We start from the raw sequence: 13,709 nt of genomic DNA, 5'->3' as shown, positions 1-13,709 counted from the left end.
GCCCTAGGACCACCACCACAGAAACGGCTTCACACCACCAGGGCAGCCCGCACCGCGTCTCCGACCTCCCTAGTGCTGCGCACCAGCGGCGCACCGGCAGCATTGGCGCGAGCCCGGGCAGCCATGTCAGCCTCCACCGCCGCGCGCACGCGGGCTGCGGCGTCGACCTGACCAATGTGCTCCAAAAGCATGGCCACAGCGCTGATGGTGGCGGTGGGATCCGCCTGGCCCTGTCCTGCGATGTCCGGGGCGGAGCCGTGCACCGGCTCAAACATGGAGGGGTACTGCCCTGACGGGTTGAGGTTACCGGAGGCGGACAGGCCGATCCCACCCGTGACCGCCCCCGCCTCGTCGGTAATGATGTCCCCAAAGAGGTTGTCCGTGACAATCACGTCAAAGCGCCCTGGGTCAGTGACCAGGTAGATCGTGGCCGCGTCCACGTGGCAGTAGTCGGTCCTAACCTCCGGGAAGCCTGCGCCAACCGCCTCCACGGTGCGGCGCCACAGGTGGCCGGCGTTGACCAGCACATTGTGCTTGTGGACCAGTGTCAGGTGCTGGCGCCGGGAGCGAGCCTGCTCAAAAGCGAAACGCACCACCCGCTCCACGCCATAAGCGGTGTTCACACTCACCTCCGTGGCCACCTCCTGCGGCGTTCCCGCACGCACCGCTCCCCCATTGCCGCAATACAGCCCTTCCGTGCCCTCCCGCACCACCACCAGGTCAATCTCACCCGGGTCCGCCAGCGGGGTGGGCACCCCCGGGTAGTACCTGGAGGGCCGCAGGTTCACATAGTGGTCCAGGGCAAAGCGCAAGCGCAGCAGCAGACCACGCTCCAGCACGCCGGAGGGGACGGAGGGGTCGCCCACGGCGCCGAGCAAGATGGCGTCATGGGCCTTGATAGCCTCCAGGTCCGTGTCTGTGAGGGTCTCACCAGTACGGTGCCAGCGCGCGGCACCCAGGTCAAAGGTGGTGGTCTCCACGACGACGTCGCTGCCCTGCAAGGCCGCCCGCAGGACCTTCAGGCCCTCCGGCACAACCTCCTTGCCGATACCGTCGCCAGGGATCACCGCGAGCTTGATGGTCTGCGTCATGCCGTGAGCATAGGCAGCACCAGCGGCCTGTGGGCACAGCGTCTCAGTGACTGGCAGCCTGCCCGCAGCGCCCCGTGGTCCCGTTACCCCCGTGGCCCCGGCATCCTTCAGTCGCGGCAGAAGAGGTCCCGGGTGCAGGCCCCTCTCACCCTCGCTCTGTGACCTCCCTGCTGCCCCCGGACGCTGTCACGCAGGGCCAGCCGACAGAGGCAGGCCTACACAGCACCCCACTCGGAGTGGTCCAGGTACGGGCGCACCCGGCACATTGCCTCCTTCACCTCGCTACACAGCCTCTTCCAGGCCTCAAGGCGCCGTACCGGCCCCTCCACCGATATGCCCTCCAGGACCTCCGCCCGTTCTGCCGCAAAACGACTCGGTGTCAGCAGGCCTGCCTGGTCACGGCTAAGGTACTCTCGCAACAGCCCCTTTGGGTTCGCACAGGTCTCAATACTATCGAACCCAAGCCCCTTGCCAGACCACCAGTCCCGAAAGTCCTGCTCAGCATAAAGGTCAGCCAGCACCCATGCCTCTGTCATTCTTACGGGCACCACCGGGACGACTCGCTCGTCCCGGCACGCCAAGCACTCGGCGATCCTCTTCTCTATCTTTATTTTCTCAGTACTGTCCGCATCGCGATGGGCGAAGACTATGTCGTAAGGCTCATCCTTCAGTGCTCGGATTTTGCTCTTAACAGAGCGGTCAGACTGAGGCGTTACCCATTCATGGGTCGCAACCGCAAAGTCATCTCCAGGTCGCAGGCTCATGAGGAGCCGTTCAAGAACAGGGACCAGCCTCTCGTCCGACGAGCCCTCACCAACGAAACCGCACTGCCAGTACTCACTCATCCTGGTCTGCCTCGACCAGTGAGTTGGACAGGAAGGAGACCAGACGAGAGGCCGACACCGGAGCCGAGGAGCGTGGACGATCCTTAGAACGCTCCCAGTGCAGCGCTCGCCACGTGCCCGGGAGCGGGTTGAAAGTGACGGACTCACTGGTGCGACCGTTCGGCTCCCGGCGCCTCCACCTCACTGCGCACAGGAGGTCATCGGCGCGCTCCTCCATCACATCCTGGACCAGGTACGGCGAGTGGGTATTGATGACGACCTGGCGCGGTACGCCATCACGGGGCTCGGCCATGCGCCTGAGCAGGGTAAGAAGATAGTGGAGAAGGCCCGGATGCACACCGTTCTCTGGCTCCTCGATGAAAACAGCACCGGAGTACTGCGAGTCATTAGCCAGCGCACCGAGAGCCAGCATCCGCAGAGTGCCGTCGGACAGAGCCCGGGCCGGCAAGTCAGGAGCCTCACCTACCTGCGCCCGTAGCTCAAGGAAGTCACCGTTGGGGCGCACTCGCAGGCTGCGCAAGTCCAGGAGGCTCGACAGCGCCAGGCGCAGGTCCTTGTACACCTGCTCCCCACGCTCCTCCACCTGTGACGTTAAAAAGGCGGGCAAGTGCGCCCCGGAACCAGCGAGCCGCGGCTCCTCATCCTTGTCATCAGCGGCACGCATAAGACTCGGCTCGAGCGCCACAAACCGCCAGGAGCGCATCTCCTCAGCAACGGCATGCGGCAGCGTGCCATTCACTGCAACACTGAGAGCCGTCTGCTCCTGCTCCTTCGTAACCGCGCGGACATCCGCAAGGATTACCCGATCATCCCCTGGAGAGGCAGCCCCGAGCCCCTGCCCATAGAGCAGGACAACATCCTCCGTGCCAGCCTCATTTCCGTCCTCGTCAAAGAAGCCCGGGAACGTATCGGTCTCAATATATATGACTTGACCGCCCGGATGCCCCTCACTCGGCACAGGCTCACGAGGGGACCTGCTGCACGACATGAGGCTCTCTGAGACCAGCCGAATCGGTCTGGCCCTAGTTCCCTTGTAGCCCGTATCAACAGCGAGCTCGACCTCGTACCGCAGGTACCTGTCATTCAACGGCTTGCTCTCACCAGGACCGATCTGCAGCCGCAGTCCTGGGCGGAGGAGCACCTCAGCCGCCAGCCTCAGGTTCTCCTCCCCCGCAAGAACTGCCTCGCTTAGCACCGACTCCTGCGTGGCGCGCTGCCCCGCAGCCGGACGGACCGCGGCAATGGCCTCGCGAAATGTCCCGCTAGCCAGGTGGGACATGAGCTGGACGGCGTCGAGCAGGTTCGACTTTCCCACACCGTTCTGGCCAGCGACGCAAGTGAAGGACCCGAAGTCCACCGCCACGTCACGCAGGTTCTTGAAGCCAGAGACCTCGAAGCGCGTGAGCACCGGCATCCTCCTTCGACTCGCTGCCGTCCTAGCCCCAACTCTACAGGCGGAGCCAGGACGCGTGTGGGGCCCGCCGAAAGGGGCGGCGGACCCCACAGGGCCAGCGTGGACCAGTCTGGTCGCTGACTCCGACCGGTCTCAGCTAGGTGACCACAGCCCTCAGCGGGCCACGGAGCCCTCGGTGTAGTCCTTGTCCACCTCAGCGCGCCAGGCAAACATGGAACGCACCTCCCGGCCCGTCCTCTCAATCGGGTGAGCCTCCCCCTGGGCACGCAACTGCTTGAACTCGGGCGCCCCAGCAGCCTGGTCATCCATGAAACGCTTGGCAAAGGCCCCGCTCTGGATGTCCGCCAGCACCTCCTGCATATGCACCTTGACATCCGGGGTGATCACGCGCGGCCCAGAGACATAGTCGCCGTACTCAGCAGTGTCGGAGCAAGACCAGCGCTGCTTGGACAAGCCACCCTCATTGATAAGGTCCACAATCAGCTTGAGCTCGTGGCACACCTCGAAGTAGGCCATCTCTGGCTGGTAACCGGCCTCCACCAGCGTCTCAAAGCCATATTCGATCAGTTTGGAGACGCCACCGCACAGCACGGTCTGCTCCCCAAACAGGTCAGTCTCAGTCTCCTCACGGAAGGTCGTCTTGATGGCACCCGCCCGGGTACCACCTACCGCCTTGGCGTAAGACAGCACAAGCGGCCAGGCCTGCCCGGTGGCGTCCTGCTCCACACAGACGAGCACCGGCACGCCCCGCCCCTCCTCGAACTGGCGGCGCACCGTGTGGCCCGGCCCCTTAGGCGCCACCATGACCACGTCGATCCCGGCAGCGGGCTTGATGTAGCCGAAGTGAATGTTGAAGCCGTGGGAGAACAGCAGGGCGGCCCCGGGCCTGATACTGGGCTCGATCTCATCCTGGTACAGCCTGGCCTGCACCTGGTCAGGGGCCAGCACCACCACCACGTCGGCCCAAGCCACGGCCTCGGCCACGGGCTTGACGGGCAGGCCCGCCTCCTCGGCCTTGGCTACGGAGCTGGAGCCCTCACGCAGGCCCACAACCACCTCCACCCCGGAGTCACGCAGGTTGAGGGCGTGGGCGTGCCCCTGTGAGCCGTAGCCAATGACGGCTACCTTCTTGCCCTGAATGATGGACAGGTCGGCGTCGGCGTCGTAGAACTTTTCTGCTGCCATTTGTTTTCACTTCTCCTTGAGCTGGTCGGTGATGGACCTGGGGCCGCGCGTAATGGCCACGGCACCTGACTGGACGATTTCTTTAACTCCGTGTGGCTGGAGCGCCGTGAGCAGCGCCCGCACTTTGGATTCGGAGCCTACGGTCTCAATGACCACGGAGCTGGGGGCCACGTCGACCACATGCGCCCGGAACAGGTCAACGATCTGCAGCACGGCCGTCCGGTTGGTGTCGTCGGCTTTGACCTTGATGAGGTAAAGCTCGCGCTCCACGCAGGACTCGGGCTCCAACTCCACGATTTTGAGGACGTTCACCAGCTTGTTGAGCTGTTTGGTGACCTGCTCCATGGCGGGCCCCTCAGCGTCTGCGATCACCGTGATGCGGGAGATGTCCTCATGCTCGGTGGGGCCTACTGCCAGGGAGTGAATGTTGAAGCCGCGGCGGGTGAACAGGGCAGATACGCGCGTGAGCACGCCGGGCTTGTTCTCCACCAGGACTGAAAGCGTGTGTTTGCTCATCGGCTCACTCCTCTTCCCATTGGGGGCTCATGCCCCGGGCGTGCTGAATGGCGTCGTTGGAAACCCCGGCGGCAACCATTGGCCAGACTTGGGCGTCAGCGGAGACGGTGAAGTCGATAACGACGGGGCGGTCGTTGATGGCATTGGCCTGGGCGATGACGTCGTCGACCTCCTCTAGGCGCTCGCAGCGCAGGCCGACGGCGCCGTAGGCCTCAGCCAGCTTGACGAAGTCGGGTACGCGGACGGTGCCGTGGCCGGTGTCCAGGTCAGTGTTGGAGTAGCGCTGCCCGTAGAAGAGGGTCTGCCACTGGCGCACCATGCCCAGGGAGGAGTTGTTGATGATGGCGACTTTGATGGGCACCTCGTTGAGCGTGCAGGTGGCTAGTTCCTGGTTGGTCATTTGGAAGCAGCCGTCGCCGTCGATGAGCCACACGGGCCGCTCCGGCGCCGCCACCTTGGCGCCCATAGCCGCCGGTATGCCGTAGCCCATGGTCCCGGCCCCGCCAGAGGTCAGCCAGGAGCGGTGTCGCAGGTGTGGGAGGAATTGGGCGGCCCACATCTGGTGCTGCCCGACGCCGGTGACCCAGATGGTGTCCTCGCTGGCAGCCCGGCCCAGGTGGGAGATGACCTCCTGGGGCTGGAGCTGGCCGTCGTCCGTGTCCGTCCACTGCGTAGGGTAGACCGCGCGCATATGGGCGACCTCAGTGAACCAGGGGTCAGTGTCGGTGCGGCCCTCCGCCGCCACCACCTGCTTGAAGGCGGAGCTCAGGGCGGGCAGCACGTCAGCCAGCTCACCAACGATAGGCACGTCCGCAGCCCGGATCTTGGAGATCTCCGCCGGGTCGATGTCCACGTGGATGACGGCGGCGCGTTGGGCAAAGGAGTCCAGTTTGCCGGTGACGCGGTCGTCGAAGCGGGCCCCCAGCGCGATGATCAGGTCGGCGCGTTGGAGGGCTCCGACGGCGGCCACGGTGCCGTGCATACCGGGCATGCCGAGGGCTTGCGGGTGGTCGGAGGGCAGCACGCCCAGGGCCATGAGGGTGGTGGTGAAGGGGGCACCAACCAGCTCAACGAGTTCGCGCAACTGGGCGGGGTCTAGCTCGGAGCGGGCTAGGCCACCGCCGAGCATGAACACGGGTCGTTCGGCGTGGGCGATGGCTTCAGCGGCCTGGGTAACGCGGCGTTGGTTGGGCTTGCCGGGCAGCTGGAAGCCGGGCAGCTCCATGACGGGGGGCCAAGAGAAGGTGGTCAGGCCGTTCTGCGCGTCCTTGGTGAAGTCGATTAGGACGGGGCCGGGGCGACCGGTGGAGGCCAAGTGGAAGGCCTCGGCCACCCGGGCGGGAACCTCGTCTGGGTCGGTTACCAGGAAGGAGTGCTTTACGAAGGGCATGGTGGCGCCGACGATGTCAGCTTCCTGGAAGGCGTCGGTACCGATTAGTCCGGCGCCGACCTGCCCGGTGATGGCCACCATGGGGATGGAGTCCATATGGGCGTCACCGATGGCGGTGATGAGGTTGGTGGCCCCGGGTCCGGAGGTGGCCACGCAGACGCCAGGTTTGCCGGTGACGACGGCGTAACCTTCAGCGGCGTGGCCGGCGCCCTGCTCGTGGCGCACCAGGATGTGACGGATTTTCTTGGAGGCTAGCAGCGGGTCGTAGAAGGGCAGGATGGCGCCGCCCGGCATCCCGAAGATATGGGTAACGCCAACCGCCTCCAGGGAGCGGACCAGCGACTCGGCGCCGGTTACCTGCTCGGGCTGCTGCGGCGAGTTATGGCTCGTCGCGGCGGCTGTTGCGGCCTCGGCCTCGGCGGCCGACGGGACTGCCGTCGGTGCGTCTTGACCAGTCATCTGCGCCCTCCTGCCTTGAGCGCCGCCCTTGCGGCTGTTGCTGGGCCGGAAGGCCCGTGAGATGACCCTAGGCCCTATGGGGGCGTGAGTCACAACCGAAGCCTACTGTTTCACATTGTGGAATCACGGCTCAAATTGTGGAAAGCCTAGCCTGGGTAAATACCGCGTTGCACACACTCCCCGGCCTTCCGGCCTTAGGTCCAGCCTGAGCACACCAACTAAGTGAAAGGATGCTCTTGTCAACGATCCATCGCCCCACTCATCACGACTCTGGGGCCTGTTCGGAAAGCTAGCAGCACAAAGTGGCACTGACCTTCCTCAACCACCTGGCAGCCAATCCAGTCCTGGTTTTGTTCTTACTAATTGGCATCGGCATGCTCTTTGGGCATATCAAGGTCAAGGGGATCTCCCTGGGCGCTGCCGCAGTGCTGTTCGCTGGAATTGCCTTGGCAGCCTGGGCAACAGCGGAGGGAGCCAAACTGGAGGTGCCCGGACACTTCGGCATCTTGGGCTTGGCGATCTTCACCTTTGCCATCGGTGTCAGCTCCGGCCCGAACTTCTTCCACGTAATCAAGACCGCGCTGGGGCCGATTGCCGTCATGGTGCTGGCTTTCGTGGTGGCTGCCGGCGCGGCCGTGGGAGTTGGTCGCGCTCTGGGCATGTCTCCGGCGCTGGTCGCAGGTACCTTCGCTGGCGCCGTTACTAACACCCCGGCGCTGGCGGCAGCCGGTCAGGCAGCCGAGATGCACGGCGACCCGCAGGGCGCAGCTATTGCCACCGTTGGTTACGCCGTCGCCTACCTCTTTGGTGTGATCGGCATGCTGTTCTTCTGCCTGCTGGCTTTGGGCTACCGCAAGACCGACCGTGACGCGCCTTCCCCACTGGTCAACCGCACCATTCGGGTGGAGCGCGAGGACTCGCCGCGTATTTCTGATATTGCGGAGAAGATCAGTGGCGAGCTCAAGTTCTCCCGCCTGCGTCGCGGTGAGACCGGGCCGATCATGCCGATCACTAAGCAGCACTTCAACGAGCGCATGCACAAGGATGACCTGGTGACCGTGGTGGGCACGCAGGAGGCCGTAAATCAGGTTATTCAGGCCATTGGCCACGGTTCTTCCCACTCGTTGCTGGCTGACCGCAAGTACTTGGACTTCCGGCGTATTACCGTGTCTGACCCCAAGCTTGCGGGTCGCACAATCGCTGATCTGGATATTGATGGCCGCTTTGAGGCCACGATCTCGCGTGTGCGCCGTGGCGACACGGATATGGTGGGCACCCCTGATCTGGTGCTGCAGCAGGGCGACCGGGTCCGCGTGGTGGCTCCTACCGGTCGCATGAAAGACATTTCTAAGTTCTTTGGTGACTCCTCGCGTGGCCTGTCCTCCATTAACCCGGTAGCCCTGGGGCTAGGCATGGCCTTGGGTATCTTCATTGGTGAGTGGAAGTTCCATCTGCCGGATGGGGGTAGTTTTGCGATCGGCTCAGCGGCCGGCACCCTGTTGGTGGGTTTGGTCTTCGGCCGTATTGGCCGGATTGGCAAGTTCGTGACAGCGCTGCCCTTCACGGCCACGGCTGTGCTCTCAGAGTTTGGTCTGTTGGTGTTCTTGGCGCAGGCGGGCACTAAGGCCGGTGGGCAGATTGCTAATGCCTTCTCAGGGGGCGACTGGTGGAAGATTCTGCTGGTCGGCTGCCTGGTTACCAGCATTGTGGGCATGGGCCTGTATGCGGGTATGCGCTGGGGCATCAAGATGGGTGGTACCCGCCTGTCTGGTCTGCTTGGTGGCGCCCAGACTCAGCCGGCGGTGCTGGCTTTCGCTAACGAGCGCACTGGGGCCGACCCGCGTGTGGCCCTGGGCTACGCGATGGTCTACCCGGTGGCCATGATCGCCAAGATCTTCGTGGCGCAGATCCTCGGCGGCCTGTAGGCCCCTCCCCGGGTAGACACCGAAACAAAAAGGCGCCGTGTGCGGAGCTGCTAGTTGCAGAACCGCACGCGGCGCCTTTGTATCTGCCCTGGTAGAGACGACGACGTCGGGCCGCGCTCAACAGCCCAGGAGAGAAATTAGGGAAAATAAGCAGTAGGAGGAAGAGCGATGACGACGACGATTCACGCCACCGCGGAACGTGGGAACGACTGGTGGGTGAGTACAAGGATCGGGCTAAGGAAGCCGCGGCTGCCGAAGCTAAGGCCGCCAGCGCGTCACGTATAGCTGTTGCTGTGTTGCGTCAGGATGGTTTGCCGGTGCGGGATGTGGCGTTGTTGATGGGTATTTCGCCCCAGCGGGTGTCTCAGCTCGCGCGCATTTGAGGTTTTGGCCCGCACTAGTTATTGGACCGGTCTTTGAATGTGGGGAGGCCCCCAACCTGTGGTTGGGGGCCTCGACCCTGGGTGTGTGCTCGGCGGTGTCCTACTCTCCCACACCCTGGCGGGTGCAGTACCATTGGCGCTGGGAGTCTTAGCTTCCGGGTTCGGAATGGGTCCGGGCGTTGCCTTCCCGCTGTGACCACCGAGACGTTTATGTGGGGCCCAGTGCGTGTGTTGGGCCGTATTGTGTGTTGTGTTTGTGTTGTGTGTTTGGTGTGTGGGTTGGTGGTGGACCGTATAGTGGACGCTTGCGTGTTTGGTTCTTGTTCCCCACCTATGTGGTGGGGGTGTTGTTTGTGTTTGGCCTATTAGTACCGGTCAGCTTCAACCCTTACGGGTTTTGTACTTCCGGCCTATCTACCCAGTGGTCTGCTGGGGGCCTTCCACCCCACGAGGGGGTGTGGATACCTTATCTTGAAGCTGGTTTCCCGCTTAGATGCTTTCAGCGGTTATCCTTGCCGAACGTAGCTAACCAGCCGTGCCCCGGGCGGGACAACTGGCACACCAGAGGTTCGTCCGTCCCGGTCCTCTCGTACTAGGGACAGGTCTTCTCAAGTATCCTGCGCGCGCAGAGGATAGGGACCGAACTGTCTCACGACGTTCTAAACCCAGCTCGCGTACCGCTTTAATGGGCGAACAGCCCAACCCTTGGGACCTGCTCCAGCCCCAGGATGCGACGAGCCGACATCGAGGTGCCAAACCATGCCGTCGATATGGACTCTTGGGCAGGATCAGCCTGTTATCCCCGGGGTACCTTTTATCCGTTGAGCGACGACCCACCCACTCGGGATCGCCGGATCACTAGTTCCTGCTTTCGCACCTGCTTGACCTGTCGGTCTCGCAGTCAAGCTCCCTTGTGCACTTGCACTCAACACCTGGTTGCCGACCAGGCTGAGGGAACCTTTGAGCGCCTCCGTTACTTTTTAGGAGGCAACCGCCCCAGTTAAACTACCCACCAGGCACTGTCCCTAACCCGGATCACGGGCCGAGGTTCAGGCGCACGCTATGGCCAGAGTGGTATTTCAACGATGACTCCACAATCACTGGCGTGACTGCTTCACGGTCTCCCACCTATCCTGCACAAGCCACAGCGGGCGCCAATACCAAGCTATAGTAAAGGTCCCGGGGTCTTTCCGTCCTTCTGCGCGTAACGAGCATCTTTACTCGTAATGCAATTTCGCCGAGTTCATGGTGGAGACAGTAGAGAAGTCGTTACGCCATTCGTGCAGGTCGGAACTTACCCGACAAGGAATTTCGCTACCTTAGGATGGTTATAGTTACCACCGCCGTTTACTGGGGCTTAAATTCACCGCTTCACCCCCAATGGGGGTTGACAGCTCCTCTTAACCTTCCAGCACCGGGCAGGCGTCAGTCCGTATACATCGCCTTGCGGCTTCGCACGGACCTGTGTTTTTAGTAAACAGTCGCTTCTCCCTGGTCTCTGCGGCCCTCACCCCTAGCCCGCGTGGGGCTTCAAGGCTCGGGCCCCCCTTCTCCCGAAGTTACGGGGGCATTTTGCCGAGTTCCTTCACCATGATTATCTCGTGCGCCTAGGCATACTCTGCCCGACCACCTGTGTCGGTTTAGGGTACGGGCGGCTGGCACCATCGCGTCGAGGCTTTTCTAGGCACCACAGGATCACCCTGATATCCCCCACTGAAAAGCAGGGCCACCATCACGCCTCACCCCCGTCATCGAAGACAGCCCCCCGGATTTACCTGGAGGACGGGCCGCGCGCTTGAACAGTCCAAGCCATTAGGACCGCCGGGCTACCACTGTGCGTCACCCCTGTTAATACGCTTGCCTACCTGCACGGAGGATCCCCAGACCCAAACCCACCACACCACAAGTGTCCCCCGAAAGAGACACCAGGGCATGACTGTGAGCCCAGGCGTGGGTTAGCACCCGCGCGTCAGCATGGGCGGTGCTTCGCCGGTACGGGAATATCAACCCGTTGCCCATCGACTACGCCTGTCGGCCTCGCCTTAGGACCCGACTCACCCAGGGCGGACTAGCCTAGCCCTGGAACCCTTGGTCATTCGGCGCTAGGGTTTCTCACCCTAGTATCGCTACTCATGCCTGCATTCTCACTCCCACACCATCCACCCCTAGGTCACCCCGAGGCTTCACCCGGTGCAGGACGCTCCCCTACCACCCACCACCCCTGCCAAACCCCTCAAAAATAGGGGGTAAGGAAGAAAAAAATTGTGGTGGGTCCGCGGCTTCGGCGGTGTGCTTGAGCCCCGCTACATTGTCGGCGCACGATCACTTGACCAGTGAGCTATTACGCACTCTTTCAAGGATGGCTGCTTCTAAGCCAACCTCCTGGTTGTCTGCGCGACCGCACATCCTTTCCCACTTAGCACACGCTTAGGGGCCTTAGCCGGCGATCTGGGCTGTTTCCCTCTCGACCACGGAGCTTATCCCCCGCGGTCTCACTGCCCCGCTACAACCCGACGGCATTCGGAGTTTGGTTGACGTCAGTAACCCTGTGGGGCCCATCAGCCACCCAGTAGCTCTACCTCCGCCGGGCAACACGAGACGCTGCACCTAAATGCATTTCGGGGAGAACCAGCTATCACGGAGTTTGATTGGCCTTTCACCCCTACCCACAGCTCATCCCCTCCATTTTCAACTGAAGTGGGTTCGGTCCTCCACACGCTCTTACACGTGCTTCAACCTGGCCATGGGTAGATCACCCCGCTTCGGGGTCCAGACCGTGCCACTAAAACGCCCTTTCAGACTCGCTTTCGCTACGACTCCCCAACACGGGTTAACCTCGCGACACAGCACTGACTCGCAGGCTCATTCTTCAAAAGGCACGCCATCACCCCGAAGGGCCCTGACGGCTTGTAAGCGCCCGGTTTCAGGTACTATTTCACTCCCCTCCCGGGGTACTTTTCACCATTCCCTCACGGTACTAATCCGCTATCGGTCATCAGGAAGTATTCAGGCAACCAAGTGGTCTTGGCAGATTCACACAGGATTCCACGAGCCCCGTGCTACTCGGGAACACACCCACACGGCCCAGACAGTTTAACCTACGGGGCTCTCACCCACTACGGCTCCCCTTCCCAGGAGATTCGGCTACCAACCAGGTTTATCACCGCGCCTACCACCGGCAGATGGCAGAAAAGCATGCCCCACAACCCCACAACCGCAACCCCTGCCGAGTAATCACACGATCATGGTTTAACCATCATCCGCTTTCGCTCGCCACTACTAACGGAATATCTTCTCCTGCGGGTACTGAGATGTTTCACTTCCCCGCGTCACCCCCCACACCCTATGAATTCAAGTGCAGGTGACACGACATAACTCGTGCCGGGTCCCCCCATTCGGACACCCTCGGATCACAGCCCGCTAGCCAGCTCCCCGAGGCTTATCGCAGGCCACCACGTCCTTCATCGGCCCCTGATGCCAAGGCATCCACCGAACGCTCATAAAAACAAACAAAACAAAACACCACCAACAAACGTTGATGGCAGCAAAGAACAAAGATGCTCGCGTCCACTATACAGTTCACAACCAACCCACCCACACCCCCCAAAACCACCCACCCCCAAAACAAGGGAGGCAGACAACCAAGAAGGAGCCAGGCACCAAAACAGGGCGTATTACCCCAGGCCCCGACAGCATGCCACCCCCAACCCAACCCCCACACCAAAAGCACGAGGATCAGGTCAGGGCACCCAAACCAACCAGTATTTAACTAACTGGTATTCGGGTGGTTTTCTATACCAAAAGTTCCGAAAAACACAGCACCCAACCCCATAGCACCAAACCCCCCACCACCCAAAACGGGCAGTAAAAACAAAAAGACAGGCCCAGCCAAGGTCAGGCAAACAATAGTGCTCCTTAGAAAGGAGGTGATCCAGCCGCACCTTCCGGTACGGCTACCTTGTTACGACTTCGTCCCAATCACCAGCCCCACCTTCGACCGCTCCCATAAGGCCACGGGCTTCGGGTGTTGCCAGCTTTCATGACGTGACGGGCGGTGTGTACAAGGCCCGAGAACGTATTCACCGCAGCGTTGCTGATCTGCGATTACTAGCGACTCCAACTTCACGGTGTCGAGTTGCAGACACCGATCCGAACTGAGACTGGCTTTAAGGGATTCGCTCCGCCTCACGACATCGCAACCCTCTGTACCAGCCATTGTAGCATGCGTGAAGCCCAAGACATAAGGGGCATGATGATTTGACGTCATCCCCACCTTCCTCCGAGTTAACCCCGGCAGTCTCCCGCGAGTCCCCACCACAACGTGCTGGCAACACGGGACAAGGGTTGCGCTCGTTGCGGGACTTAACCCAACATCTCACGACACGAGCTGACGACAACCATGCACCACCTGTGAAGGCGCTCCGAAGAGAAACCACGTCTCCGTGATCAACACCCACATGTCAGCCTTGGTAAGGTTCTTCGCGTTGCATCGAATTAATCC

General features: G+C 62.1%; 8 protein-coding genes and 3 rRNA genes. 2 read left to right on the top strand and 9 right to left on the bottom strand.

Going from position 1 to position 13,709, the window contains the following annotated elements:
* Nucleotides 1-29 precede the first annotated feature (29 nt).
* From DR039_RS07010 to DR039_RS06985, 6 genes are all read right to left on the bottom strand, one after another.
* The gene (locus tag DR039_RS07010; protein ID WP_111836697.1) at nt 30-1,091 is read right to left on the bottom strand and encodes a 3-isopropylmalate dehydrogenase; all 1,062 of its coding nucleotides are present in this window, start codon (nt 1,089-1,091) and stop codon (nt 30-32) included.
* A gap of 215 nt (nt 1,092-1,306) precedes the next feature.
* Complete coding sequence (locus DR039_RS07005; protein WP_111836696.1) at nt 1,307-1,936, bottom strand: DUF4276 family protein; 630 nt, start codon at nt 1,934-1,936, stop codon at nt 1,307-1,309.
* On the bottom strand, nt 1,929-3,344 hold the full coding sequence (locus tag DR039_RS07000) for an AAA family ATPase (protein ID WP_170166861.1): 1,416 nt from the start codon (nt 3,342-3,344) through the stop codon (nt 1,929-1,931). The genes DR039_RS07005 and DR039_RS07000 overlap by 8 nt, the downstream gene beginning before the upstream one ends.
* Before the next feature lie 159 nt (nt 3,345-3,503).
* A complete protein-coding gene (gene ilvC / locus DR039_RS06995) occupies nt 3,504-4,535 on the bottom strand; it encodes a ketol-acid reductoisomerase (RefSeq protein ID WP_111836694.1) in 1,032 nt (343 codons plus the stop codon).
* A gap of 6 nt (nt 4,536-4,541) precedes the next feature.
* The gene (gene ilvN, locus DR039_RS06990) at nt 4,542-5,051 is read right to left on the bottom strand and encodes an acetolactate synthase small subunit (RefSeq protein ID WP_111836693.1); all 510 of its coding nucleotides are present in this window, start codon (nt 5,049-5,051) and stop codon (nt 4,542-4,544) included.
* A 4-nt stretch (nt 5,052-5,055) separates the two neighbouring features.
* Nucleotides 5,056-6,900 carry an acetolactate synthase large subunit gene (locus DR039_RS06985; protein WP_111836692.1) on the bottom strand — a complete coding sequence of 615 codons (1,845 nt, stop codon included), beginning with the start codon at nt 6,898-6,900 and terminating at the stop codon, nt 5,056-5,058.
* Nucleotides 6,901-7,202: 302 nt separating this feature from the next.
* Between DR039_RS06985 and DR039_RS06980 the strand changes: the two genes are divergently transcribed.
* Both DR039_RS06980 and DR039_RS11285 read left to right on the top strand, forming a co-directional pair.
* Nucleotides 7,203-8,825: an aspartate:alanine exchanger family transporter gene (locus DR039_RS06980; protein ID WP_111836691.1), complete on the top strand. Its 1,623-nt coding sequence runs from the start codon at nt 7,203-7,205 to the stop codon at nt 8,823-8,825.
* 212 nt (nt 8,826-9,037) lie between these two features.
* Complete coding sequence (locus tag DR039_RS11285; protein WP_170166860.1) at nt 9,038-9,208, top strand: hypothetical protein; 171 nt, start codon at nt 9,038-9,040, stop codon at nt 9,206-9,208.
* Between the two features lie 87 nt (nt 9,209-9,295).
* On the opposite strand, the gene rrf is transcribed toward DR039_RS11285, so the two are convergent.
* From rrf to DR039_RS06965, 3 genes are all read right to left on the bottom strand, one after another.
* A 5S ribosomal RNA gene (gene rrf, locus DR039_RS06975) occupies nt 9,296-9,412 on the bottom strand.
* A 141-nt stretch (nt 9,413-9,553) separates the two neighbouring features.
* Nucleotides 9,554-12,721, bottom strand: a 23S ribosomal RNA gene (locus DR039_RS06970).
* Nucleotides 12,722-13,127: 406 nt separating this feature from the next.
* A 16S ribosomal RNA gene (locus tag DR039_RS06965) occupies nt 13,128-13,709 on the bottom strand; the annotation flags it as partial.

It is taken from the genome of Actinomyces bovis (assembly GCF_900444995.1).
GTDB lineage: Bacteria > Actinomycetota > Actinomycetes > Actinomycetales > Actinomycetaceae > Actinomyces > Actinomyces bovis.
Note: the sequence above shows the minus strand (reverse complement) of the source record. Positions and strands in the feature narration are given on the sequence as shown.